Annotated in this window: 26 protein-coding genes; 15 read left to right on the plus strand and 11 right to left on the minus strand. The window is 66.9% G+C overall.

From position 1 onward, the window contains the following. Nucleotides 1–236 precede the first annotated feature (236 nt). Both IEY21_RS06910 and IEY21_RS06915 read left to right on the plus strand, forming a co-directional pair. On the plus strand, nucleotides 237–1274 hold the full coding sequence (locus tag IEY21_RS06910; protein ID WP_188902767.1) for a hypothetical protein: 1038 nt from the start codon (nucleotides 237–239) through the stop codon (nucleotides 1272–1274). Nucleotides 1275–1330: 56 nt separating this feature from the next. Beyond that, entirely contained in the window at nucleotides 1331–2122 is a 792-nt protein-coding gene (locus IEY21_RS06915; protein WP_188902930.1) for a CAP domain-containing protein, read from the plus strand. 731 nt (nucleotides 2123–2853) lie between these two features. Here the strand turns inward: IEY21_RS06915 and IEY21_RS06920 are convergent. The 3 genes from IEY21_RS06920 to IEY21_RS06930 all read right to left on the minus strand — a co-directional run bounded on the left by IEY21_RS06920 (nucleotide 2854) and on the right by IEY21_RS06930 (nucleotide 4132). Then, nucleotides 2854–3141, minus strand: coding sequence for a hypothetical protein (locus IEY21_RS06920; protein ID WP_188902769.1), 288 nt, complete (start codon nucleotides 3139–3141; stop codon nucleotides 2854–2856). A 59-nt stretch (nucleotides 3142–3200) separates the two neighbouring features. Next, a complete protein-coding gene (locus tag IEY21_RS06925; RefSeq protein WP_188902771.1) occupies nucleotides 3201–3641 on the minus strand; it encodes a DUF1330 domain-containing protein in 441 nt (146 codons plus the stop codon). An 89-nt stretch (nucleotides 3642–3730) separates the two neighbouring features. Continuing rightward, entirely contained in the window at nucleotides 3731–4132 is a 402-nt protein-coding gene (locus IEY21_RS06930; protein ID WP_188902773.1) for an Hsp20/alpha crystallin family protein, read from the minus strand. Between the two features lie 74 nt (nucleotides 4133–4206). Between IEY21_RS06930 and miaA the strand changes: the two genes are divergently transcribed. Together miaA and glgC are read left to right on the plus strand one after the other, a co-directional pair. Next, nucleotides 4207–5118, plus strand: a complete 912-nt coding sequence (gene miaA, locus IEY21_RS06935) for a tRNA (adenosine(37)-N6)-dimethylallyltransferase MiaA (RefSeq protein ID WP_229752941.1) — start codon at nucleotides 4207–4209, stop codon at nucleotides 5116–5118. Nucleotides 5119–5262: 144 nt separating this feature from the next. Further along, nucleotides 5263–6504, plus strand: a complete 1242-nt coding sequence (gene glgC, locus IEY21_RS06940; protein WP_188902775.1) for a glucose-1-phosphate adenylyltransferase — start codon at nucleotides 5263–5265, stop codon at nucleotides 6502–6504. 67 nt (nucleotides 6505–6571) lie between these two features. On the opposite strand, the gene IEY21_RS06945 is transcribed toward glgC, so the two are convergent. Further along, nucleotides 6572–8218: a methylmalonyl-CoA mutase family protein gene (locus IEY21_RS06945; protein WP_188902777.1), complete on the minus strand. Its 1647-nt coding sequence runs from the start codon at nucleotides 8216–8218 to the stop codon at nucleotides 6572–6574. Between the two features lie 127 nt (nucleotides 8219–8345). On the opposite strand from IEY21_RS06945, the gene IEY21_RS06950 reads away from it, so the two are divergent. Continuing rightward, nucleotides 8346–9275 (plus strand): hypothetical protein, encoded by a 930-nt coding sequence (locus IEY21_RS06950; RefSeq protein WP_229752942.1) that lies wholly within the window; start codon nucleotides 8346–8348, stop codon nucleotides 9273–9275. Nucleotides 9276–9285: 10 nt separating this feature from the next. Here the strand turns inward: IEY21_RS06950 and IEY21_RS06955 are convergent, their stop codons facing one another. Together IEY21_RS06955 and IEY21_RS06960 are read right to left on the minus strand one after the other, a co-directional pair. Further along, nucleotides 9286–10248 (minus strand): TolB family protein, encoded by a 963-nt coding sequence (locus IEY21_RS06955; protein ID WP_188902779.1) that lies wholly within the window; start codon nucleotides 10246–10248, stop codon nucleotides 9286–9288. Further along, nucleotides 10245–10934, minus strand: coding sequence for a M23 family metallopeptidase (locus IEY21_RS06960; RefSeq protein WP_188902781.1), 690 nt, complete (start codon nucleotides 10932–10934; stop codon nucleotides 10245–10247). The genes IEY21_RS06955 and IEY21_RS06960 overlap by 4 nt, the downstream gene beginning before the upstream one ends. A 342-nt stretch (nucleotides 10935–11276) precedes the next feature. On the opposite strand from IEY21_RS06960, the gene typA reads away from it, so the two are divergent. Continuing rightward, nucleotides 11277–13058, plus strand: coding sequence for a translational GTPase TypA (gene typA, locus IEY21_RS06965; protein ID WP_188902783.1), 1782 nt, complete (start codon nucleotides 11277–11279; stop codon nucleotides 13056–13058). Between the two features lie 413 nt (nucleotides 13059–13471). Here typA and IEY21_RS16815 read toward each other — a convergent pair whose 3' ends face one another. Next, entirely contained in the window at nucleotides 13472–13612 is a 141-nt protein-coding gene (locus tag IEY21_RS16815) for a hypothetical protein (protein ID WP_229752943.1), read from the minus strand. Between the two features lie 350 nt (nucleotides 13613–13962). Here IEY21_RS16815 and IEY21_RS16820 point away from each other — a divergent pair, with 350 nt between their 5' ends. The 3 genes from IEY21_RS16820 to IEY21_RS17095 are packed head-to-tail and all read left to right on the plus strand — an operon-like array spanning nucleotide 13963 to nucleotide 14792. Beyond that, the gene (locus IEY21_RS16820; RefSeq protein WP_229752944.1) at nucleotides 13963–14217 is read left to right on the plus strand and encodes a hypothetical protein; all 255 of its coding nucleotides are present in this window, start codon (nucleotides 13963–13965) and stop codon (nucleotides 14215–14217) included. A gap of 54 nt (nucleotides 14218–14271) precedes the next feature. Then, nucleotides 14272–14511: a GNAT family N-acetyltransferase gene (locus IEY21_RS17090; protein WP_308424827.1), complete on the plus strand. Its 240-nt coding sequence runs from the start codon at nucleotides 14272–14274 to the stop codon at nucleotides 14509–14511. Nucleotides 14512–14525: 14 nt separating this feature from the next. After that, complete coding sequence (locus IEY21_RS17095; protein WP_308424828.1) at nucleotides 14526–14792, plus strand: GNAT family N-acetyltransferase; 267 nt, start codon at nucleotides 14526–14528, stop codon at nucleotides 14790–14792. Here IEY21_RS17095 and IEY21_RS06980 read toward each other — a convergent pair. Further along, a complete protein-coding gene (locus tag IEY21_RS06980) occupies nucleotides 14767–15795 on the minus strand; it encodes a DHH family phosphoesterase (protein WP_188902785.1) in 1029 nt (342 codons plus the stop codon). The two genes, IEY21_RS17095 and IEY21_RS06980, sit on opposite strands and share 26 nt — an antisense overlap. 153 nt (nucleotides 15796–15948) lie before the next feature. On the opposite strand from IEY21_RS06980, the gene IEY21_RS06985 reads away from it, so the two are divergent. Further along, nucleotides 15949–16575, plus strand: coding sequence for an HAD family hydrolase (locus IEY21_RS06985; protein WP_188902787.1), 627 nt, complete (start codon nucleotides 15949–15951; stop codon nucleotides 16573–16575). Between the two features lie 219 nt (nucleotides 16576–16794). Then, nucleotides 16795–18114, plus strand: a complete 1320-nt coding sequence (aceA, locus tag IEY21_RS06990) for an isocitrate lyase (RefSeq protein WP_188902789.1) — start codon at nucleotides 16795–16797, stop codon at nucleotides 18112–18114. Nucleotides 18115–18302: 188 nt separating this feature from the next. On the opposite strand, the gene cdd is transcribed toward aceA, so the two are convergent. Both cdd and IEY21_RS07000 read right to left on the minus strand, forming a co-directional pair. Continuing rightward, on the minus strand, nucleotides 18303–18746 hold the full coding sequence (cdd, locus tag IEY21_RS06995; RefSeq protein WP_188902791.1) for a cytidine deaminase: 444 nt from the start codon (nucleotides 18744–18746) through the stop codon (nucleotides 18303–18305). Beyond that, nucleotides 18739–20079, minus strand: coding sequence for a hemolysin family protein (locus IEY21_RS07000; RefSeq protein ID WP_188902793.1), 1341 nt, complete (start codon nucleotides 20077–20079; stop codon nucleotides 18739–18741). Before IEY21_RS07000 ends, cdd begins: the two co-directional genes overlap by 8 nt. A gap of 293 nt (nucleotides 20080–20372) precedes the next feature. Between IEY21_RS07000 and IEY21_RS07005 the strand changes: the two genes are divergently transcribed. After that, on the plus strand, nucleotides 20373–21383 hold the full coding sequence (locus IEY21_RS07005; RefSeq protein ID WP_188902795.1) for an MDR family oxidoreductase: 1011 nt from the start codon (nucleotides 20373–20375) through the stop codon (nucleotides 21381–21383). A 36-nt stretch (nucleotides 21384–21419) separates the two neighbouring features. After that, on the plus strand, nucleotides 21420–21974 hold the full coding sequence (locus tag IEY21_RS07010; RefSeq protein WP_188902797.1) for a metal-binding protein: 555 nt from the start codon (nucleotides 21420–21422) through the stop codon (nucleotides 21972–21974). Nucleotides 21975–21980: 6 nt separating this feature from the next. Here IEY21_RS07010 and IEY21_RS07015 read toward each other — a convergent pair whose 3' ends face one another. Beyond that, nucleotides 21981–22733, minus strand: coding sequence for a YkgJ family cysteine cluster protein (locus IEY21_RS07015; protein ID WP_188902799.1), 753 nt, complete (start codon nucleotides 22731–22733; stop codon nucleotides 21981–21983). A 138-nt stretch (nucleotides 22734–22871) separates the two neighbouring features. Between IEY21_RS07015 and IEY21_RS07020 the strand changes: the two genes are divergently transcribed. Both IEY21_RS07020 and IEY21_RS07025 read left to right on the plus strand, forming a co-directional pair. Further along, nucleotides 22872–23903, plus strand: a complete 1032-nt coding sequence (locus IEY21_RS07020) for an HD-GYP domain-containing protein (protein WP_373290490.1) — start codon at nucleotides 22872–22874, stop codon at nucleotides 23901–23903. Nucleotides 23904–23955: 52 nt separating this feature from the next. Next, nucleotides 23956–24822 carry a phosphotransferase gene (locus IEY21_RS07025; protein WP_229752945.1) on the plus strand — a complete coding sequence of 289 codons (867 nt, stop codon included), beginning with the start codon at nucleotides 23956–23958 and terminating at the stop codon, nucleotides 24820–24822.

Below are 24822 nucleotides of genomic sequence, written 5' to 3' on the forward strand. Positions count from 1 at the left end.
TGAGGAAAACTCCCTGGGGATGACCTCGGGGCTGTGCTCAAAGAGTTGGTGGCCATGAAGGGGGTCGTCTTCCCGGGGTTGTATCGCGCTCGGCGGGGCCACTTCTATGCGGATCTGCCGGTCTCAGGTTCTGGCTTTGAAGGGCTTTCCTCGGGTTGTTGATCACCCATTGGGGGTGCGCCTACGCATGGTCAACTTCGCTTGCCGGAGCACAGAGGGGCGGGCATCATGACCGCATGACACGCATGAGCCTCCGGGCCCGCGGACTGGCCCTGCTCGCCGCCCTCGCCGCAGGCAGCGTCCACGCCATTGACCGGGTCCCCGGCACGCAGACCTACTACTCCAGCCGCACCGACCCGATCACCGACGTGAACACCAGCTTCGTGATCATCTACGAGGTCAATGACTTGGCTGAGCAGACCTACCTCACCTTCCGTTGTGCCGACGATGGAAGGCCAGAGCTGTGGGCAGCCCTCAACTCCAAGAACGATCTGCTGAGCGAGCAGGACGCTGCCCTCGGCCTGATGCCCGCCGTCACCATGCGCTTGGGCAGCGACGCGCCCATCGTGCTGTCCAGCCGGGACTTGAGCAGCGTGGTGAACCAGAACGACGAGGTGAAGACCACTGCCTTGGCGATCAACTCTACGGCGGTGCGCCAGGTGGTCAACGGTCTGGTCAGCGGAAAACGACTCGTGGTCCGGGTCAATCGGTCCTCGGGCGGACAGGCGCTGACCTACACCTTCCCGGCGGGCGGCTTCGCGACTGCCTGGGGACAGGTGAACGGCTGCGCGATGGGTCCGGCGAGGACGTCCGCTTCAGCTCAGCCGCAGTCCAACGTGGTGCTCACGCCTCCGAGTGGAACGGCTGCCCCTAAGTTCACCCGCTGGTACTTCACGACCTGCCGTGACACCGGGATTGGGGCGGTGCGCACGGGTCTGGTCGCCGGCCGCGCCCACCTGTGTGACTTGGTGATCGAGACAGTGCCCAACGGAGCCCAGCCGGTGGGCGCGACCTTCCGTTATGAGCTGGAGTACCGCGAGGGAGGACGCACCGGGAAGCTGATGCTGGAGACGACCGACGTCTGGCCCTCGAGTGGGGGAGCGGTGATAGCCTTCCGGCAGAACGGCAACAACCTGATCTTCACGCTGCCGCTGAACGTGCGGGCGCGGGCCGATCGGGTCTACACCAGCATCAATGTCACGGCGAACGTGACCTTCAGCAACGGGAGCAGCAAGAAGGTGTACGAGCCGCTGCCGGTCAAGCCCGCCAATTGATGGGTGTGGGATATGGCTGGAGGTGGCGCAGGCAGCGTGAGGTTCTGTTGCTCGGCATGCTCAGCGTGACCCAGGCGCAGAGCGCACCGACCAGCGCTGTAGCGGACGCGATGGCGCGGTCCCTGAGCTCAGCCTTCGCCGCCTGTGGTGCGACGCCCGCCCTGAACGTGCCCCTCAGCCTCGCGGCGGCGGACCTGCTGAACGGCTATGAACTCGACGCGGCCCTCAAGAGGCAGAAGTTCCGGCCTCACGACTTCTCCTCGTTCAGCATGACGTACCACGGTGATGTGGCGTGGGTCAAAGCGCAGATCCGGGGACAGTGCGGCAAGATGGTGGGCTTCAAGGCCTTCGGGCTGGCGCTGGACGGCACACGCCTACAGGTGATCCTGGCCACCGAGGCGCGGGTGGACCTGAGCCAGTCGCAGCGCTGGATGACGGCCTTCCTGGATGCGACCAACCGGGCCCGCTTCCAGGGTCAGAAGTGCGGCGGGAAGTTGATGAACGCCGTGCCGCCCCTGAAATGGGACCCCCGGCTGGCCGGCGCCGCGGCGCGGCACGCCGGGGACATGGTGCAGCTGAACTTCCGGGGCCACGTGAACCCCACCGACAGCAGCACACCGCAGCGGCGGGCGGCGGCGCTGGGCTTTGTGGGGGCGGTGGGCGAGAACATCGCGTATGGGCCGATCACGGCGCAGGAGGCCGTGCAGGAGCTTCTGACCAGCCCAGGGCACTGCGAGAACCTGATGGACCCGGACTGGACATTGTTCGGTGGATCGGTGAACAACGGGAAGCCGGACACCCTGTTCTCGACGTACTGGGTGCAGGTCTTCGGGATGGAGCGGCGCTGAGCGGGAGACGAGCAAAGAAGAAGGCGACCCGGAGGTCGCCTTGATTTCTCGAAGATAGCGTGGAATGCAGAGGAGGTCAAGGTATGCATTTGAGCCCTGATTCCAACAGGAGTTTCGCAGCAGCGAACATGCTCTCTACTGATTCCCAGTACCCGCTGCCCAATGCCTGTGCGTAGTGGGAAGCGATGGAACACGCCTTCTGCCCGTGCCACACGGGGTTTTAAAGCCATGTTTTCAGTGTAGTAGCAGTGTAGTAGCAAGCCAAAACGGGTCATTCCTGCTTATTCCTGCTCACTCCTAACCGTTCATAGAATGCTGTCCCAGACGCATATAATGCTTAGGCGCTAGGCTCTCTCAGAGGTCCTTAGGAATTGTGATGCGTCCTTACAAGCGAGTGGTCGTAGGTTCAAATCCTATACCGCCCACCAAGAGAAATCCCCGCCAGGCGCGGGGTTTTTCATTTGGGTGTGGTCGGGAAATCTGACTGGGGCTGTTTAAAAGGGGAAAGGTGGGACGGATGATAGCGAGGAGAAGTCCAAGTCAGTCTCTCTACTCCCCAGAAGCCTTGCAAAAGGCCCCGGCAGCTTCACGCAGGCAAAACACCTAAACCGCTTGTGGGCCTAAATCTGATGGATATGTTGCCGACTGCCACAGCAAAAATATGGGCGTAACGGATAGGAAGATCTTGAAGGTGCGGCTTCCTCTGACCTTCCGGAGGATGGATATGAGACCTAACTTTCCCTGCTACTCTTAGTCTTTGTGCTGGGAATGAGGCGGGCCTTGACGTAGGCCGTGAAGATCAGGTGGCCCCGGCTCTGGATGTTCGAGTTCTCGATGACCACCGGCTGGGCGGTCTTGATGGTCACGGCGGGCCGGGCGGGGTCCAGGCTGCGCCAGTTGCCCCGGTACACGCTCCCGCGCGTGATGGTGATGGGGCCGCTGTACCGGAGGTCGGTCTGGGCCTGCGTGAGATTAAGGACCACGCTGCCGAAGACCGCCAGGAACGCCACAGGTCGCATGATCTAAGGTACACAACCGACCGCCCACATTTGTGGAACTGTGTGGGGTATGACCTGGGTCAGGAACCGGGCAGTGGTGTCAGGGCTCCGGGCATCTCGGGCGTGGTCGCAATCAGCCGCGAGTCCTGCAGGGCCGCGCTACGATGTACGGTGATGGCCTGGTAGTCCGGAGAGGTCACCATGCCGATAAATGCCCCGATGGAGGGGTAGCGGACGAGCAGCACCTCGTCCCACTCCTCACCCGCCGGAGCGATGAAGGCGCTTCTGGCCTGAGCCCGCCAGAGCGGGGTTCCTTCTGCGCGCCTGAGCATGGGAACGATCAGGCGGCTGTAGGTCGCGTAGGCGTCGCGCCCCGAGCCGCCCGCTTCCTCGTGACCCGGCGGATACGCGGCAGCCTCGCGGAATTTCAGCAGGTTGAGCATCACGACGGGCACATTCTGGGGGACCTCGGTGGCCAGACGCTTGAGGTCGTGGCCGCTGGGATCGACGGTTCGGGTCATGCCTCACCATGCCATACGGACCGGCGGGCCCGGAAGGGGTGGGCGACTGCACAGGAAACTTCACGCTGGCCGACAGGACGTGCTCAGCTTCAGCGCCCGGGGGACTCCAACTCGGCGGCGTTCACATCAATGGTCGGGTGCCGCTTCTGAAAGCGCACGCTCAGCACGCCGTTGGCCAGGCGGGCTTCTCCGGTCTGGGGCAGCACCTCGCGCGGAAAGGTCAGCGCCCGCCGGAAGGAGCCGCCAGGACGCTCGGCGCTCAACAACTGGTCCGGCGCGGCGCGCTGCCCGGCGATCCGCAGCGTCTGGCCTTCCTCCTGCATCTCCAGGCTGTCCGGGTCGATGCCCGGCACGTCCAGGTACAGGGTGAGATGGGTGTCACCGTCCGCCCAGTCAGCGGGGGGCATCCACGGTCCACTGCGCTCCAGGGACTCGACCTCCTCGCGCAGGGTCATCAGGTGTTGCAATCGGGCCAGCACCGGCTCGTTCATGCCCACCACGCTACCACCCCTAGAATCGGCGGTGTGATAAGGATTCTTCCTGACCGGCCAGCCGCGGAGTCGCGGTGACGACGGTCGCGATGCTCACCGCCCCGACCGCCGCCGGAAAATCGGCCCTCGCGCTGGAACTGGGCCGCGAGTTCGGTCTGGAGGTGGTCTCGGCAGACGCCTTCACGGTGTACCGGGGGCTGGACATCGGCACGGCCAAGCCAACCCCGCAAGACCGTGAGGCGGTGCTCCACCACCTGCTGGACGTGGCCGACGTGACCGAAGCCTACGACGTGGCCCGGTTCGTGCGTGAGGCTGAGGCGGCCATCCTGGACGTACTGGAGCGCGGACGGGTGCCGCTGGTGGTGGGCGGCACGACCTTTTACCTCGCGGCGCTGCTGCGCGGCCTGCCCCTTACCCCACCCGCCGATCCCGAGGTGCGCGCCGAGGTGGAGGCCGAATTAACAGCGCGCGGACTGGACGCCCTGCTCGCCGACATCGCCCGCACCGATCCGGCGGAGGCGGCCCGGATGGAGCGCAATCCGCGCCGGACCGTGCGCGCCACCGAGGTATACCGCCGCACCGGACGGTATCCCGGTTCCTTTGGGCACAGCCGGCCGCGCTTCCGGTATGCCGTGACCGCCTTCACGCGCCCCGGCCCCGAGCTGGAAGGCCGCATCACGGCGCGGGTGCGGGACATGTTCGCTGCGGGATGGCCCGAGGAGGCCGCGTGGCTTGCGGCGCGGGTGGACCCGCTGGCCCGTCCGCGCCCCACCGTCTGGCAGGCCCTGGGCTACCGCGAGGCGCTGGCGGTCCACCACGGCCAGCTGGCCCCCGAAGAGGCGACCGGGCAGGTCGCCGTGGCCTCCCGGCAATATGCCAAGCGGCAGCTCACCTCGGTCCGCAGTCAGCTGGGAGCCGCCCCGCTGACCGTGTCCGAGGCCCGGCAGCGGCTCACGGCCTTGCTCGGCGCACAGGGGGGGCCTTAGCCGAGCATTAAACATCTTGTGGGTCGCCGCACCTTTGAAGCGCGTTACAGTGGAACGGAGAAGACGTCAATCCAGCCCCATTGGGGGGCCTTTGTTCCTTCACTCTTTTCCATGGCTGCGCTGCACGGTCCACAGGGGGTAAGCATGAAACCACGTGTTCTAGGCATGATTCTCGCCGGAGGTCAGGGGTCGCGACTGGCCCCGCTGACCCAGAAACGGTCCAAACCGGCAGTCCCGTTCGGCAGCAAGTACCGCATCATCGACTTCGCCATCAACAATTTCATCAACAGTGGCGTCTTTTCCATCTACGTATTGACCCAGTACAAGGCCCAGAGCCTGACCGAGCACATCCAGCGCGGCTGGCGTTTCGGCACCTTCCTGAGCGATTACTTCATCACGCTGGTGCCCGCGCAGATGTACCGCATCGAGGAACTGGGGCCGGTGTGGTACCGCGGCACGGCGGACGCGGTGTACCAGAACATGCACCTCATCGACAACCACGACTGCGACTACGTGGCGATCTTTTCGGGCGACCACATCTACAAGATGAACGTCGAGCACATGATCCAGTCGCACATCGATACCCGCGCCGACATCACCATTGCGGCCTACCCCATGCCGCAGGCGCAGGCCCACCAGTTCGGCATCATGCACATCGACGAGAAGTGGCGCGTCACCGATTTTCTGGAGAAGCCCAAGGATCCGCCCAGCATCCCTGGTCAGCCGGGCACCAGCCTGACGAGCATGGGCAACTACATCTTCTCGCGCCGCGCCCTCGAGGAACTGCTGGTCACCAACATGACCGACGGCGAGGACGGCTTCGACTTCGGCGGAGACGTGATTCCGCGTGCGCTGGCCGACGGCTACAACGTCATGGCCTACGACTTCCACAAGAATCCCATTCCCGGACAGACCGGGGCCAACCTGTACTGGCGCGACGTGGGCACGCTGGACGCCTACTTCGAGGCGAACATGGATCTGGTGAGCATCAACCCGGAATTCGGGCTGTACAACGCCGAGTGGCCGCTGCGGACGAGCAGCGAGTTCTCGCCGCCTGCCAAGTTCGTCCACGAAAGCGACGGGCGCAAGGGGCAGGCCTTCAACTCGATCATGGCCGGGGGTGTGATCATCAGCGGCGGCACGGTCCGGGACAGCGTGCTCGGGCGCGGCGTACGCACTCACTCCTACTCGCTGGTGGAAAGCTGCGTGCTGTTCGACGAGGTGGAGGTGGGCCGCCACTCGCACCTGCGCCGCACCATCGTCGATAAGAACGTGGTGATTCCGCCGGGTACCAAGATCGGCCTGAACGTGGAGGAGGACCGGGCGCGCGGTTTTACCGTGACCGACAACGGTGTGGTCGTGGTGCCCAAGAGCTACACCTTCTGAAACCAACCCCACAACAGGGCGGGTGGGCCACTTCCATGGAGGTGGCCCACCCGCCTTGTACCGGACCTTACACCACGGCCGGTTCCACGTACTCGCCGTACACGGTCTTGAGGACGTCCATCTGCTCGCCCAGCGTGGCGTAGGCGTGGGCACACTCCAGAAAGGCGGGCATGGAGTTGGCCCCGGTGACGGCGGTCTCGCGCAGGTCGGCCAGCGCTTTTTCCACCCGCGCCGGATCCCGCTCGCGCCGGACCTGGGCCAGACGCGCTTCCTGCACCTTTTCCACCTGCGGGTCGATGAGCTGGATCGGCACTTCCACGGCGTCCTGCACAAAGTCGTTGACGCCCACGATGATGCGGTTTTTGGTCTCGACCTCGCGCTGGTAGCGGTAGGCGGCCTCGGCCATTTCCAGCTGGAAAAAGCCGTTGTCGATGCCCGCCTCCACGCCGCCCATCATGCGGATCTGCTCGATATAGCCCATGGCCGCCTGCTCGATGTCGTCGGTGAGTTTCTCGACGTAGTAGCTGCCGGCCAGAGGATCGACCACTCCGGCCACGCCGGTTTCATAGGCGATGATCTGCTGGGTGCGCAGCGCGATGGTGGCCGCTTCCTCGGTGGGCAGGGCCAGCGCCTCGTCGAAGGCGTCGGTGTGCAGGCTCTGGGTCCCGCCCAGCACGGCGGCGAGGGCCTGAATGGCCACGCGCGCGATGTTGTTCAGCGGCTGCTGTGCGGGCAGGCTGACCCCGGCGGTCTGCGAGTGGGTCCGCAGCATCCACGACTTGGGATTCTTCGCGCCGTACCGGTCGCGCATCTGCCGCGCCCAGATACGCCGGGCCGCGCGCAGCTTGGCGATTTCCTCAAAGAAGTCGTTGTGGATGTCCCAGAAAAAGCTGATGCGCGGCGCGAATTCATCGATGTCCAGCCCGCGCTCCAGCGCTTTTTCCACGTAGTGGAAGCCGTCGGCGAGCGTGAAGGCCAGTTCCTGCACGCCGGTCGCCCCCGCCTCGCGGATGTGGTAGCCGCTCACCGAGATGAAGTTCCAGCGGGGCACAACCTTCGGGCCCCACTCGAAGGTGTCGATCACCAGCTTCACCGAGGGGCTGGGCGGGTAGATGAACTCCTTTTGCGCGATGAATTCCTTGAGGATGTCGTTCTGGATGGTCCCGCCGATCTTGCCCAGGTCCTTGCCCTGTTTCTGCGCGTTGGCGATGTACATGGCCCAGATTGCGTTCGCGGGGCTGTTGATGGTCATGGAGGTGGTGACCTGTTCGGGGTCGATGCCCTGGAACAGAATTTCCATGTCGGCCAGGGAGCTGACCGCCACCCCGCACTTGCCCACCTCGCCCCTGGAAAAGTGGTGGTCCGAGTCGTAGCCCATCAGGGTGGGCAGGTCGAAGGCGGTCGACAGACCCGTCTGGCCGGCGCGCAGCAGGGCGTGGAAGCGCTGGTTGGTCTGCTCGGCGCTGCCGAAGCCCGCGAACATCCGCATGGTCCACAGCTTGCCGCGGTACACGCTGGGCTGCACGCCGCGCGTGTACGGAAACTCGCCGGGATAGCCCAGGTCGCGCTCGGCGTCCCAGTCTTTCAGATCGTCGGCGGTGTAGATCGGCTCGGGGTCCATGTCCGACAGGTTGGAGAAGTTGTACTTGCGCTCGGGAAATTTTTGCGTGGCGGGCTGGTAGACGCTGTGCATCCACTCGTTCTTGCTTTTCATGCGGGTCACCTCGGGCGGGGGAGGGGGCGGAAACTAACGCTCGTTAGGTTGCTCAACAGGGTAGCAGACCGCGCCTGCGCCGTGCGGTGGAGGCATCCCTGGGGGCGGGGGGCTTACCCTCGGGCCAGTGACACGGATGCTTCTGCCGACCGCCGCCGACCTCGCCCGCTTTTCCCTGACCGCCCAGCATCCGCTGACACGGGCGTGGTGTTCCGAACCGGAGCGGCTGGCGAATCTGGAAGAGGAACACGCCTTAGACCTGCAGCTCGCCACCGACCGGGAACTGGCGGGCCAGCGGGCCGAGTTCATTAACGTCGGCCCGCCCGCCGAGGCGTATCTGAACCGCTGGGTGGCGGTCACCCCCGATCTGAACGCCATGCTGAGCATCCGCTTCGAGGGAATGGACGTGAGCAAGCCGTTCGTAGATGTCAGCGTGGCCTCACGCCGGGTGTCGGTGGAGGACCTCGCCGCGCTGGCGGAGGCGGCCCGGCGTGGGTACGCCGCCTTCCGGCCGCCCCGTCTTCGGTTCTGGAGCGCCGGGACAACGCTCTCCGGACTGCGCCCGGACATGCGTGTCCTCGCCGCGCCGCTCTCCGAACTGAGTGGAGGAGCGGTGGGCCCGGCGCTGAGTCTGAGGCCCACCACCGATCTCTCGAACTACGTCGATGCCCGGGCCGCTTACGCCGCCGTGGACGCCGCCCACCCGGAGCATCCCGGTCAGGCCCGCCTGCTGTCCGAGGAAGATTTACAGGCCACCATCGACGCTGGAACCATGTTTGACGTGCTGTGGCACGGCGGGTGGAGCGGTTACGCAGGAACGCTGCCAGACACCCGGCTGGGGTTGCCCGCTCAGGTCGTTCAGGAACTGCTCTTCGCTCCGCACGCACGCGGCCACGGCCTCGGCCCCTCGCTGTCCACGTTGCTCGCCCGCCACCTGCCCGCCGACGGACGGGTGCTCAGTGGCACCATCCACGGTGAGAACCGGGGTGCGCTGACGGCGGCGCGGCGGGCCGGGCGGCAGGACGTGGGCGGATGGTGGTGGCTGGACCTGTGCTGACCCCGCTTCCCTACGGCAGCGTCAGCACCCGGACGTTGCCGTCACGGGCACTCAGGAAGTTCAGTTTCCTGCCGTCCGGGCTGACTCCCCAGTCGCCCTGACGGACCTGATCGCCCAGGTCGCCCAGGGTGTTCCAGCCGCTCAGGCTCACGGTGTACTGGCGCAGCACGTGGGGGCCGCCGTCCAGGTTCAGCGGAATCAGCAGAAAGCGGTCGGCGTCGCGCCAGCGGTAGGCCCCAAAGTCATTGATCTCGGTGGGTGACCCGCCCGCGGTGCCCTGCAGCCACAGGCCGTTGCGGGCGGCGCTGTCAAACGAGACGGTGTACAGCACCCGCTGGCCGTCCGGGCTGAGGCTGATGCTCCGGAATCCCAGCGCCGTGCGCAGGGTGGTTCTGGCCCCGCTGCGGATGTTGAGGGTGAACAGCTCGCGGTCCCGGTCACCGGGCTGCCGCTTGCCCGACAGCAGCAGGGTGTCGTCGTTTACCCAGCCGCTCACGCCGCCGCCGTAGAGGGTCGCAACCGCGCGCGGAGCGCCAAACACGTCGGCCACGAAGACCCGCGTGGCCCGGCGGTCGTAGTTGCCGGTGGTGTCGCTGCGGGTATACGCCAGCCGGGTCTCGGCGCCGTTCCAGGTCACGTCCGCGCCGTAGGTGGGCAGGGTGAACCGCCTGCCGTCGGCCAGCCGCTCCAGTACCGTCGTCTCGCCCGCACCGGGACGCACCGCCCAGCGCAGCCCCGGCGAGAAGAAGGCCACGCTGGAAAAGCGGCGCGTCACCTCGCCGCCCGTGGCCGCCACCGTGTAAAAGCCGGTGCTGGCGCGCGCAGGCGGGCCGTCCAGAAACAGCAGGGCCCGCGAGTCCGGGGTCCAGGTCGCGCCCGGACAGCAGGTGCCCGACAGCACAGCTCGCGAGGGCAGGGTGGCGGCCACGGCGCACGTTCCCAGCAACAGTGCCAGCGAGAACAGCCGCCTCACCTCGCTCCTCCTGCCGCCGGAGGCCAGGGACGCTGAAAGTCATTCAGCAGCGCCGCGCCGCGCCGGGCCTCCGGCTGGGCATCCGGCGTCTGCCACCTGCGCGGGGCGCTGAGGTCATACTCGTATCCACGCGAGAAACTGCCCGACAGCGCCAGCGAATCCCAGTCGGCAGCGATGTAGGGCAGCGGATTGAAAAAGCGCTGGTGGGCCCGGTCGCGCAACTCCAGATGCAGGTGCGGAGCGCTGATACAGGTGCCCTGAGAGTCGCCGCTGAGGCCAATGACCTGTCCCCGCGTGACCCGGGTGCCGGGCCGCAGCTCCGAACGCCGCAGCAGGTGCCCGTACAGGCTGCTGAGGTTGCCCGCATGGTCAATGACCACGTTGTGTGGCGGACTGCCGTGTGGGCCGTCCACCTCGGCCACCACACCGTCCCCGATGGCCCGCACCGGGGTGCCGCACGGCGCACTGAAGTCCAGCCCCGCATGGATGCCCTGCAGGTTGCCGTAGGTGCTGCGCCGCTGGCGGTAGGCCCCGGTGGTGTTGCCGTACCCCTGGCCGAGCAGCCAGGTGTCGGGACCGGGCGCACCAGCAAAGGGCAGTCCGAACTGACGGTCGGGCCTAGCAATGGCGCTGTCGGGCAGGGCTGGAGCGGAGTGGGCGGCGGCCAGCGAGGTCAGCGCCAGCATGGACGGCAGTGCCCAGCCCCACCACCGGGAACGGGGAACGCGGGAAGAGTGGACCATGTCCGATGCTGACGCAGATTCGCGGGGCGGTGCGTGCCGGCGGCTACGGTTTCCGTCCGGGTCTGTCCGGCACGGGCGACGTTTTGCTCTTCCACGGCAGGTCCTGCGGCCTGCGTGACCTGCCCCTGACCTGTTCGCCCCTCAACTCTGCTAGAATCTCCGTTTGGGTGTCCCGCCCACCTCTCGTGTGGCGGGCTTTTTGATGCACCACGTTGAAGATGACTGCTCATCCCCGCTTTTTCCGGAAATCCCGGCGGGCGTGGCCGGGCAGGGGAGAGAAGAGACATGGAATACCGCAACATCGCCATTATCGCGCACGTCGACCACGGCAAGACCACGCTGGTGGACGCCCTGCTGCGTCAGACCCTCAAGCTCGGACACGGTGAGGAAATCACCGAACGCGCCATGGACAGCAACGACCTGGAAAAGGAACGTGGCATCACCATTCTCGCCAAGAACACGGCGGTGGAATACAACGGCGTCAAGATCAACATCGTGGACACGCCCGGACACGCCGATTTCGGCGGCGAGGTCGAGCGCGTTCTGGGCATGGTCAACGGCTGTCTGGTGCTCGTGGACGCCGCCGAAGGCCCCATGCCCCAGACCCGTTTCGTGCTGCGCAAGGCCATTGAGCTGGGCCTCAAGCCCATCGTGGTCATCAACAAGATCGACCGCATTGACGCCCGCCCCGAGGAAGTCGTCAACCTGACCTTCGACCTGATGGCCGAACTGGGTGCCAACGACGATCAGCTCGACTTCCCGATCCTGTACGCGATTGCCCGCGAAGGCAAGGCGTTCAAGGATCTGAACAACCCCCAGGAAGACATGCACGAGCTGTTCGAGATGGTCCTCGAGCACATCCCCGCGCCTCCCACCGATCTGGAAGCCCCCTTCCAGATGCTCGTGACCAACCTCGACTACTCCGAGTACCTGGGCCGCATCGTGCTGGGCCGGGTGCAGCGCGGCACGGTCAAGAAGGGCGAATTTGTGCAGCTGATGCACAAGGACGGCACCATGACCAAGTCCCGCGTGGTGCAGCCGTTCACGCACCTGGGGCTGCGCCGCATCGAGGCCGATGCCGTCAGTGCGGGCGACATCGTGGCGCTGGCCGGAATCGAGGACGCGCAGATCGGGGAAACCGTGGCCGATCTGGCAGACCCCGAGGCCTTGCCCATCATCACCGTGGACGAGCCGACCGTCAGCATGACCTTCCAGCCGAACACCAGCCCGTTTGCGGGCAAGGACGGCAAGTACGTCACGTCGCGTCACCTGAACGACCGCCTCAAGCGCGAGGTCATGACCAACGTGTCGCTGAAGGTGGAAGAGGTTCGCCCTGACGAATTCATCGTCTCCGGGCGCGGCGAACTGCACCTGAGCATCCTGCTCGAAACCATGCGCCGCGAGGGCTACGAAGTGCAGGTCGGCAGCCCGCAGGTCATCATCCGCGAGATTGACGGCGTGAAGCATGAGCCGGTGGAACATCTGGTCATCGACGTGCCGGAGCATCACGCCAGCACCGTGATCGGTGTGCTGGGCGCCCGCAAGGGCCAGATGGTGAACATGGAGCCGCAGGGCAGCCGCAGCCGCGTGGAGTTCAAGATCCCTTCGCGCGCCCTGTTCGGGTTCCGCACGCAGTTCCTGTCCATGACCCAGGGCGAGGGCATCATGAGCCACGTCTTTGACGGCTACGCGCCGTGGGCAGGCGAGATCAAGACCCGTCAGAACGGCTCGCTCGTCAGCATGGAAGACGGTCCGGCATTCGCCTACTCGATCTGGAAGCTGCAGGACCGGGGTTCATTCTTCATTGATGCGGGCGCAGAAGTGTACGTCGGCATGATCGTGGGTGAAAATGCCCGCGAGCAGGACATGAACGTCAACGTCTGCAAGAACAAGAAGCTGACCAACGTGCGTTCCAGCGGTGCCGACGACGCCCTGACCCTGGTGCCGCCGCGCAAGATGAGCCTGGAAGACGCCCTGGAGTACATCGGCAGCGATGAACTCGTCGAGCTGACGCCGCACAACATCCGTCTGCGCAAGAAAGTCCTGAACCCCAGCCTGCGCAAGTAAGCTTCTCAGGCACAAAACTCCCCGGCTGGGTCCACTGGATCAGCCGGGGAGTTTTGTGCTGGTACGCAGTGGTACTGCGGGTGCGCCGGATGGCTGATTCCCCCTTTGGGAACCGGAGCGTTACGCTACAGGCATGGTCGAGCTTTATCTGCCGTGTGCTGCCCGCCGCCGTGTCAAGGATCCGCCTCTGGCCCGGGGGCGGCGCTGATGGTGATGGACTGGGTGGTGCATCCGCTGGCCGGTATGGGGCTGGCCTTCTTCGTCTCGGTGCTGTTCACGCGGCGCGGCCGCCAGTGGCAGGCGGTGGCGGTGGTGTCGGGCGCGCTGCTGCTGCTTGCCGTTCTGGGAGCCGGCTGGGTTGTTCATCCGGCGGCGGGCATGCTGCTGGGCTACTTTGGTGCCACGGCCTTCGGTCACTGGCAGCGGCGCTGGCGTGCGCTGCTCACCGCGCTGCTCGCCTCGTTCGTCTTCATGGCCGGGGGCGCGTCCTGGATGATCTTCCCGTTGGTGGTCATGGGTTTTCTGTGGCTGATGACGGCGTCCTTCTCGTTCATGCGCCCCGTCGCCCCCGACGCAGCCCCGGCAGGCCCACCGGAGGCTCCCGCCGCCCTGCCGCAACAGGCCGGGGGCTTTCCGTTTGGGGGTTGGGGCCGTCAGCGGGACATGGACCCGGTCGCTGTTTCCCGCGAGCCGGTTTCCCCCGCCAGGCCTGCGGCGACGCCCGCTGGCACCGATCCCTACATCACATGGCTGCGCGATGACCGGCTGCCGGGTGAGGCCCGCGCGCAGCTGGTGGCGCTGAACCTGCGGACCCGCGAAGCCCTGGGCCAACTGCGCGAGCTGGGACAGGAGGGAGGCGGGGTATCTGGCCCGCGCCATCCGCGACGAGTATGTGCCGACGGCGGTGGGTGCGTACCTCCGGCTGCCGCGCACCCGCGCCGACACGGTGCCCCTGGCCGACACGGTGCCCCTGGAGGGCGGCAAGACGGGCCGCGACCTGTTGCTCGAACAGCTGGAGCTGCTGCTGAACGCGGTGCAGGACATTCTGGACTCCGCTTTTCAGACCGGGGGCCGGGAACTGCTGACCCACCAGCGTTTTCTGGAGGACCGCTTTCAACAGGTGTCCGCCCGCAAAAAGCCCGGCGATCTCGATCTCTGAGGACCCCGCCCGCATTCCCGTCCGCACAGCGCCCGCTTCTGCTCTACTGACCGCATGTCCGCTCAAGTTCGCCCCGCCCTCCGCTCCGACATTCCCGCCATCTGGAATATATACAACACGGCAGTCCTGAACACCACCGCCTCCTACGACCTGGAGCCCGTTTCCCTGGACTCCCGCCTGACTTGGTTCGACCACAAGCAGCAGGCGGGCTGGCCGGTTCTGGTCGCCGAATTGCAGGGTGAGGTCTTCGGCTGGGCTCCTTCCGGGAGAAGGCGGGCTACGCGGGGACGGTAGAGCACAGCGTCTATGTGCGCGAAGACCGTCAGGGGCAGGGCCTGCTGCTCATGACGGCCCTGATTGACGAGGCGCGGCGTCGGGGCCTTCACACCATGGTGGGCGGCGTGGACGCCGAGAACGCGGGTAGCCTGACCTTCCACGAACGGTTGGGCTTCGTTCAGGTCGCCCGGTTCCGGGAGGTGGGGCGCAAGTTCGGGCGCTGGCTGGATCTGGTGTTCGTGCAGCTGCAGCTGTCTGAGGACGAGGACGAACTCAGTCGCCCGCGACCACGCTGCTAATCTTGTCGTCGGCGCGCGCCAGCTCGTCGTCGATGGCCGCCTCGAGCTTCTGGCGCACGGCGGCGTACGGCTCGCTCAGGCTGGCCCCGGCGGCGGAGACGTGGCCGCCCCCGCCCAGGGCCAGGGCCACCTTCTGGGCACTGACCTCGCCCCGCGAGCGCAGCGAGAGTTTGACCCGTTCTCCAAAATCCTTGATCATCACGGCCAGTTGCGAGCCTTCCGAGTCGCGCAGCAGTCCCACATAGGACTCGACGTCCTCCCAGGTGGCGCCGGTGCCGTGCAGCATGTCGTCGTTCACGCGCGCCAGCACGACCCGGCCCCCACGCAGGAATTCCATGGTGTTCAGGACCTCGCGCAACAGCAGGTAGTAGGCGCGCGGCTTCTGACCCAGCTGATCATTCAGCCAGCCCAGCTGGGCGCCGCGTTCCAGCAGGCGGGCGGCGCACTCAAAGGTCTCGGGCGTGACGCTGCTGAAACGGAAACTGCCGGTGTCGGTGTTCAGGCCCAGCATCAGGGGCGTGGCCATCTCTTTGGTCCACTCCACCCCCAGGGCGTCAATCACGTCGGCCACGATCATCGCTGCCGCGGGCCGGCTGGGATCGACCACCCCCGCCGAGGCGCGGCGCTGGTTGGTGCCGTGGTGATCGATGTTCACGACCACGCCGTCAAACTCGTGCAGTGGCGCACCCGCCACGCGGGCCGGGTCGTTGTTGTCCACATCCAGCACGGCGGCCAGAGCGTTCTCGGGCCACGTTTCCAGTGGCAGGCTGAGTTCCTGGGGGTCGGCCAGAAAACGCAGGTAACGCGGCACATTCATCGGAGCAATCACGGTCTTGCCCAGGCTGCGCAGCGCCCGCGTCAGCCCCAGGACACTCCCCAGAGCGTCACCATCCGGATTCTCATGGGCCAGAACCACGATGGGCCCCGCATGGTCACGCAACCGGGCGGCCACCGCGTGGACCTCCTGTTCATACCCGTGGCTGACCAGATTCGAAACATTCACCCTTCAACTATAGGGCCTGCCCGCTCATCTTCAGCATGAAGGAACAAATCCTCGGGTTCCCCGTGCCGGTTTCCGGACGCGGCGCGTGGGGCGTGACCGATGCATCTGAACAGCGCCTCCACGGCGGCGGGCAGGATGCGCCACAATCGCGCCATGAGTGATTCCGTTGTGGCCCGGCACGTCGCCTTCGACTGGGGAGGCGTCTTCACGGTCGGCACCTTCGATGGACGCAGCACCCAGAACGTCGCGGAACGCGGCGGCCTGCCGGTGGAGCGCATCCGGGACAGCTATTTTCGCCACGTCCGTCAGCTGGAAGTCGGGGCGTGGACACTGGAACAGTTCTGGGACGTGATGGTGCAGGAAACCGGCGTCACCCTGCCTTACCCCGAATTCGAGGCGCTGTACCTGGGCAGCATCCTGGACAATCCGGCCATGTATCACACACTCGCCGTCCTGCCGGGGCACGTGCGCGTGGGCCTGCTGAGCAACAACTACCCGGTGGTCAGCGACCATCTGCGCGCCGATTCCCGCTTTGCCCGCTTTGACGCGCTGGTCTTCAGCAATGAGCTGGGCCACAAGAAACCGGCCCCCGAGGCGTTCGCGGCGCTGGAGGCGGCCATGGGCGTCCCCGCGGCGCAGGTCGCCTTCGTCGACGACGTGCAGGAGAACATCGACGCTGCGCGGGCAGCCGGGTTCCACGGACTGCTGTATCATCACGAGCACCACGCCGCCTTCGAGCGTGAGCTGGCCGGGTGGCTCAGTCCAGGCCTGTCCGGCTGAGCGCGTTCCCTTCCGGGCGGCATTCACCTCGCGTGGATGCCGCCCTTTTCGCTGCGCCGCCGCCGGGTGGTGTACCTGACGGGGTGGTGTACCTCTGGATGCCACAGGTACACCACCGTTCTGGCGCTGCCGGCCACCGCACAATGCCCTTACCGCACCACCGGCCAGCAAAGGCCTCAGCCGCTCGACCCGCCTCCCCCACCGATAAGGAGAACCACCATGACTGCACCCCAACACAGCCCGCGCACCCCCGCCGAGATTCTGGAAAAGACCTGGCAGACCGAGGAACGCTGGCACGGCATCCAGCGCAACTACAGCGCTCAGGACGTGGTGAAACTGCGCGGCAGCCTGCCCATCGAGCACACCCTGGCCCGGCACGGCGCGAACAAGCTGTGGAAGCTGATGAAGGAAGAGCCCTTTGTGAACGCGCTGGGCGCGCTGACCGGCAACCAGGCCATGCAGCAGGTCAAGGCCGGACTCAAGGCCATCTACCTCTCGGGCTGGCAGGTTGCCGGGGACGCCAACAACGCCGGGCAGATGTACCCTGACCAGAGCCTGTACCCCGCCTCCAGCGTCCCGGACGTGGTCAAGCGCATCAACAACACCCTGCGGCGCGCCGACCAGATCCAGACGAGTGAAGGCAAGGACGACGTGGATTACTTCGCGCCCATTGTGGCCGATGCCGAGGCGGGATTTGGCGGTCCGCTGAACGCCTTCGAGCTGATGAAGGCCATGATCGAAGCCGGAGCGGCGGGCGTGCATTTTGAAGACCAGCTCGCCTCCGAGAAGAAGTGCGGTCACCTGGGCGGCAAGGTGCTCGTGCCCACCAGCCAGTTCATCCGCACCCTGAATGCTGCGCGTCTCGCCGCCGACGTTTCCGGTGTGCCTACCGTCCTGATCGCCCGCACCGACGCCGACGCCGCCAACCTGCTCACCAGCGACATCGACGAGAACGACCGCCCCTTCTGCACCGGCGAGCGCACCCCCGAGGGCTTCTTCTTCGTCAAACCCGGCATCGAGCAGGCCATCAGCCGCGCCCTGGCCTACGCGCCGTACGCCGACGTGATCTGGTGCGAGACCTCGGTTCCCAACCTCGAAGACGCCCGCCGCTTTGCCGAGGCCGTCCACGCCCGCTTTCCCGGCAAGCTGCTCGCGTACAACTGCAGCCCCAGCTTCAACTGGAAGAAGAACCTCGACGACGAGACCATCGCCAAATTCCAGGTCGAGCTGGGCAAGCTGGGCTACAAGTTCCAGTTCATCACGCTGGCGGGCTTCCACAGCCTCAACCACGCCATGTTCGAGCTGGCCTACGGCTACGCCCGCAACCAGATGACGAGCTTCGTGGAGCTGCAGGAAAAAGAATTTGCGGCCCAGGAGCGCGGCTTCACCGCCGTCAAGCATCAGCGTGAGGTCGGGACCGGCTACTTTGATCTGGTGTCCAACGCCGCCGCCGGGGGCCAAAGCAGCACCAACGCCCTGGCAGGCAGCACTGAAGCCCAGCAGTTCGGAAACAGGGAGCTGGCCGGCGCACACGACTGAGGCACAGTTTGGGAGTCGCCAAGAAGGGGAGGGCCGCGAGGTTCTTCCCTTCCGGGTTGGGGTCGTCACGCCTGTTTGGCGATGCATCCTGAGCGGACTGTTCCCTACACCGCCTCCTGAACAGAGGTAAAAAATAAAGGGGCGGAAGGCCGCCCCAGATTTCTGTTGGGTTCACACCACAACGCTGCTTACTCGGTTCCTACCTCATGCCCGTCGTCGCGTTGCTCCAGCCGGAAGCCGTGCGGCAGGAAGTCGCGCACCAGACCGCTGACCACCTCGCCGTGCTGGTTGACACAGACCACGCGGGCCTCGGGAGAAAATTCGTACAGCACCTGCCGGCACGCGCCGCACGGGCTGGCCGGGGGGGTGGCTTCCGAGTAGACCACGATGTCCGTGAACCCGCGCCCGCCCGCCGTCGCCATGGCCTGCACCGCCGACTGCTCGGCGCAGCGGCCCAGGCCGTAGCTGGCGTTCTCGACATTGGCGCCGAAATACACGCGCCCGTCCGGGGTCCGCAGGGCTGCCCCCACCCGGAACCGGCTGTAGGGAGCGTAGGCCTGCTTAAAGGCGGCCTGGGCTCCCTCGAGCAATTGCGGGTCGGGGGTAACGGAAACGGTCTGGAATTCACTCACTGCTGGCCTCCTCGGTCAGAATCAGGGTACCGGGCTCGTCGGCCCGCTCCACGCGGATGCGGCTGACCCGGCGCTCGTCGGCCTCCTCGACCGTGAACGCCCAGCCCTCCTTGACGAAGGTGTAACCGACCTCGGGAATGTCGCCGTAATGGTCGGTCATAAAGCCGCCCAGCGTGTCGAACTCTCCGTCGCCGTCTTCCAGATTGCTGCCCAGAATCTGCTCGACCTCGTGGACGATCATGCCGCCGTCGATGAGATAGACACCCTCGCCAACAACCTCGAACAGCGGCAGCTCTTCCTCGTCGGTCTCGTCGTAGATCTCACCGACGATTTCCTCGAGGGCGTCTTCCAGCGTGACCAGCCCCGCCGTGCCGCCGAACTCGTCGACGACCACGCTCAGGTGGGACTTCTTCTCGCGCATCTTGGTCAGCAGATCCTTGATCTTCATGCCCTCGGGAACGAAGAACACCTTGCGCATCACGTCGGCGACCGACACGCTGTCAAGCTCGTTGATGTGCCGCAGCACGTCGCCGCTGTGAACGATGCCCACGATGTTGTCGGCGGTGTCCTGGTAGACCGGCACACGCGAGTAGCCGTGCTCGGCATTCAGCTCCAGCATCCGGCGCAGGGGCGAGGCGCCGTCCACCACGATCATGTCCACCCGCGGAGTCATGATCTCGCGCACGGTGGTGTCCGACAGGTCGAAGACGTTGTAGACCAGCTCCTTCTCGCTGTCCTCCAGCACGCCCTCCTGGCTCGACGCACTCACGATCATGCGGATTTCTTCTTCTGAGTACGCGGTGTGGTGACCGGCGACGCCGCGCAGACCAAACAGACGCACCACACCGTTGCCCATGGCGTTCAGGCCCACGATGGCCCATTTGAAGACGCCGGTGAACAGCAGCAGCGGGCGCGTGACCAGCAGCGAAACCTGCTCGTTGCGCTGCAGGGCCCAGCTCTTGGGAGCCAGCTCGCCAAAGACGATGTGCAACACGGTGCTGATCGCAAAGGCGATGCCAAAGGCGATCGCCCGGACCTGGCCCTCGGTCAGCGCTGTGTCCGCGAAGAGGGGGGCGACCAGATGTTCGATGGCCGGTTCGGCCACAAAGCCGATGGCCAGACTCGCCATGGTGATGCCAAGCTGCGTGGCCGCGATGTACAGGTCGAGGTTGTGCAGCGCGCGCTGCGTGGCCTTGGCGGTGGCGTTGCCCTCGTCGGCCAGTTGATCGATGCGGGTGCGCCGCACGCTGACCAGCGCAAACTCCGCTGCCACGAAAAAGCCGTTCATCAGGACCAGCCCGAACAGGGCCAACAAGCCGAGAATGTCATTCATGAATGGGCGCGCTCCATAACCGCGCCCCGGTCATCCGCGTGGCACATGCTGCCCGCCCCCCCACATTGGGGAAGGTCGTCGGTGACCGGTGTGATTTCTGTCAGCCACAGCAAAAACGCCGCCCTGGGGCGGGTTTCACCGGGCACTGGGGAAGAGCCGGAACTGGGAGGCTCCATAGCAGCACAGAGTGTAACACGCCGGAGGCCTGCCGTGGCCGCCGGGCCCGTGGGCGCTGGCTCTGTCGGCCTGTCAGGCGCTACGCTGCCGGCAACCACATTTCCGGAGGTAGTGCCATGAACAGCCAGAACGAAGTTCCCGAGACCTTCCGCGCCCTGCGGGTGTTCAAGGACGCCGAGACCGTCCGTGCCGAGCTGCAGACCCTGCCGCTGTCCGAGTTGCCGGACGGCGACGTGCTGATCCGCGTGTCGCACTCCAGCCTGAACTACAAAGACGGCCTGGCGGTCTCGGGCCAGCCCGGCGTGCTGCGCCGCTACCCCATGACCCCCGGCATCGACCTGGCGGGCACGGTCCTCACGGACGACAGCGGCACGTATGACGCGGGCGACCGCGTGATCCTGACCGGCTGGGGCATCGGCGAGCGGCAGGACGGCGGGTACGCCGAACTGGCCCGCGCCCGGCCCGAGTGGCTGGTGCGCCAGCCCGGCGGCACCGACGCCACGTGGGCCATGAGCGTGGGCACGGCGGGCTTCACGGCCATGCTGGCGGTCATGGCCCTGGAGGAGTACGGCGTGGAGCCCGGCGCAGGCGAGGTGCTCGTGACCGGTGCGGCGGGCGGCGTGGGCAGCACGGCCATCGCCCTGCTGGCGGCGGCAGGCTTCACGGTGACCGCGAGCACCGGGCGCACCGAGGAGGAAACCTATCTGCGCGGGCTGGGCGCATCGAACATCATCTCACGCGACGAGCTGCCCGCCCTGACCCGTCCGATGGAAAAGGAACGCTGGGCCGGCGTGGTGGACACCGTGGGCGGCGCGACCCTGGCGGGCGCGTATGCCTCGACCCGCAGCCACGGCGCGCTGGCGGTGTGCGGTCTGGCGGGCGGCAGCGACCTGAACACCAGTGTCTTTCCGCTGATCCTGCGTGGTGTGGGGCTGCTCGGCATCGACAGCGTGACCTGTCCCCAGCCCCGGCGCGAGGCAGCCTGGGCGCGGCTGGCGCGTGATCTGCCGGCCTCCACGCTGGAGCAGGTCACCACCGTGCGCGGACTGTCTGAGGTGCCTGAGCTGGCCCCCCAGATTCTGGCCGGGCAGGTGCGCGGGCGCACCGTGGTCGACGTGCGGCGCTGACGGCGTTTTGAGCCGCTGAGCTGGCACAATACGCGGGTGCCCAGCGGACGTGTCCACAACCTCATCAACATTGCTGCCTACAGCGTTCTGGCGGCCGGGGCTCTGATCCTCAGCCGCCAGGACCTGCTCACCATCACCCCCGCCCAGGCCCTGAACTTCACGCTGGCCTTCGCGGCGGGCACCTTTCTGCTGTCGCCGGACCTGGACCTTGCCGAGGGCCGGGTGGACAGCAAGCGCCACTGGGGCATTCTGGGCGTGCTGTGGGTGCCCTACGGCCGGATGTTTCGCCACCGGGGCCTGTCCCACACCTGGGTGCTGGGGCCGCTGACCCGCCTGGCGTATCTCGCAGTGCTCATCACGCTGATTGTCGGGCTGCTGCGCACCGCCGTGCCCACGCTCACGCTGCCCGACATCCCGCAGCCCATCAGCCTGAAGTTCGCTGTGCCCATCATGCTGGGGTATTACCTCAGCCAGTGGCTACACCTGATCGCCGATGGAGTGCGGCCCGACCACGGCTTGCGGCACACCGCCCGCAAGCTGCGGCGCATGCCCGGCCGGCGCCGCCCGCGCGCCCGCAGCCGGAGCCACTGACCCGCCTCAGTCCCCGATTTCCAGCAGCGCCGGGTGGGCCAGCCCGGCCTGCGCCGCGGCCTTCCAGGCGCCCCGGCCATCCCCGCGCGCGACCCGCTCCATGAACTGCGCGTCGCGTGCCAGGGTGGTGAGCAGCCAGAAGTCGCCCCACACCTCCAGGTTCCACTCGGCGCGCATGGCCCGCGCCGCGGCCACCCACACCGGCTCGGACAGGTGTTCAAGCGGCGCGATGAAGTGCCACTCGCCGTCGGTCCCCGGCGTGCGTGCCACCTCGCGGCGGTACTCGGCGCGCTCGCGGCGGGTCATCTTCTCCCAGGTGCCCGCCTCGCAGTACACCGCCGGAAAGGCGCTGAAGGTGTCGCGGCAGCGGGTGGGGCGCGCCGCGTACTGCGTGCAGGCCCCGGTGGCGCGGTCCAGCAGCGGGCAAAAGCCCACCTCCTGCCGGTGCCGGCGCACGTACTCCTCGTCGTCGCGGGCAGTGCGGGCATTGTCCAGGGCCGCGCGGGCATGCTGCTCGACGGCCACCTCCTGCCCCGGGTCCAGGGCGCGGGCAGTGATCAGCGCCTCGGCCAGGGACACCCGGATGGGCATGTTGCAGCACTGGAAACAGCCCGCTCCGCAGAACACCCGGCCGCCACGCGCTTCATAGCTGCCCAGCCAGCGCCCGGCCTGCCGTTCGTAGCGGTCATAGGCCTGCTGGACGGGTGCGGTCACCGCGTCAGAGGCGGCGGGAAGGTGGAAGGCACCGGGGGGGGTCATCCTCCTTAGCCTAACGTGGGAAACAGCCGGCCATTGGGCGGGAGGCGGGGTTTGCTGGAGCGGGACGGGCAGAAGGAACAGACGGTGCATCACCCCATACCGCCACCGGGAAGCGCAACTGGTTATACTGCGCCCAACGTGTTTCGACGCCCCCGACCCCAGCAGGCCCCGCCCGCCGCCACCCCGCGTACCAGCGAGGGCGGCGTTGCGGACAGCGGCCCCGATGCCACCCGCATCCTGAGCGATCTGCTGTCCCGGCCCACCCACACGGGTGTGCTGGAAAGCGCGCTGGCCCACGCCGCCACCCTGCTGGGCGGTGATGTGCGCGGCTACGCCGTTGTCCGGCGCGGCCAGGACTGTGTGACGGCGGTGCTGGGCTACCCGCGGGCCCTGGTTGGCACGGCGCTGTCCGGTCCCTGGGCGAGCATGCGGGCGCGGGTGCTCACCGACGGCGCCCACGAGCTGTACGAACTCAATCCGCCCGAGATCCACACGCTGCTCAACACCTGCGGCATGCGTGACGTGAAGCTCTCGCTGGTGGTGCCGCTCAGCGACCGTGGGCGCAACCTGGGAGCGCTGGTGCTTGACCGCACTGGGCCAGGGGGCATTGATCCCGGCGCCCAGGAAGCCGTGAACCGCTGGGCCGCCGCCGTCGCGCCGCTGCTGGGGGTGCTGGACAGCCGCGAGGACTGGAAGCAGACTGCCCGTCAGATCACCGGCGCGGTGGCCGAGGCCGTCGAGAGCCGTGACTTCGATGCCCTGGGCCACGCCGCGGCGGTGGCAGAGGCAAGCGTGAAGCTGGGCCGCGCCGTGGGCCTGGCTGAGCGCGAGCTGGAGGAACTGTGGTACGCCGCCACGCTGCACGACATCGGCAAGATCCACGGCGAGAGCGGTCATGCCCTGGTCGGGTCCAATTTCCTGCACGGCATTCCCCACCTTTCGGAGGCGCAGAAGGCCATTCGCCACCACCACGAGCGCTGGGACGGCCAGGGCGAGCCGGGCCGGCTGGAGGGCGAGGACATTCCGCTGTACGCACGGATTGTGGCGGTTGCCAACGCCTATGTGCGGTTGGGTGACTTTGAGCGTCTGCGTACCCAGGCGGGCAAGGGCCTCGACGCCCGGCTGGTCGGCCTGATGGAGAAGGTCATGCTGGAGGCGCCCACGCAGTGAGCGGCCGGGGCCGCGCAGGCGTCGCCTCCCCGCCGGGGCCGGGGCGACGGCCTTGACCCTGCGTTCCAGCCCTGCGGGCGAGGCCACGCCGCACCGCTTTCCGGAACTGGAAGCCCGCTACGGCCCGCTGAGTCCTATGGACTCGGGCATGCAGAGCCGCGTGTACGCCACGCCCGACGGCGCGGCAGTCGTCAAGGTCTACCGCAACCACAAGGGCCAGCACCGCACCGAGGCGCAGAACATGCGCCGGGCAGGAATGGGCGAATGGGTGCTGGACGCCACCGAGGCCGACGGCATCGAGGCCCTGATCCTGCGCCGCTTTCCCGGGCACCCGCTGCGCGCCGCCGACGTGCCGCGCGCCCTGCCCCAGCTGCGCCGCATCGTGGCTGCCCTGCACGCCGAGCGCCGCGGGCACGTCAATCTGGACCGGGTGGCCGAGCGGTTGCGGCGGTTTCGCAGCGCGCTGGCCCCGTATCCGCTCGACGACCTGTTCGACGCGGTGGAGCTGCCCCTGGCCGGGGGGGCGCTGACCCAGCCGGCCGCTTTCTGTCACCTGGACATGTGGCACGACAACATCCTGATCGCCGACCCCACCGGCGCGGCGCCGGGTCCGCATGCCGGTACCGACGTCCTGCTGATCGACTGGACCAAGGCCGACTGGGACGACCCGCTGCGCGACCTGGCGTTGCTCAAGACCGGCACGCTGGACCTGCTGCCCGCGGCCCAGAGCCTGGACGCCGCCCTGAGTTTTCTGCCCGACCGCGACCCGGCCACCCTGACCCGCTACCGGGCCTACCTGGCCCTGACCACCCTGCACGACCTGTACTGGTTCCTGATGAACGAGCCGTATGAGTTCGACGGCCAGAAGGACCACAAGCTGGCCCGGGCCCGGCATGTGCTGGCCCAGCTGCCCGCCTGA

It is taken from the genome of Deinococcus aerophilus (assembly GCF_014647075.1).
In the GTDB taxonomy this organism is placed as follows: Bacteria; Deinococcota; Deinococci; order Deinococcales; family Deinococcaceae; genus Deinococcus; species Deinococcus aerophilus.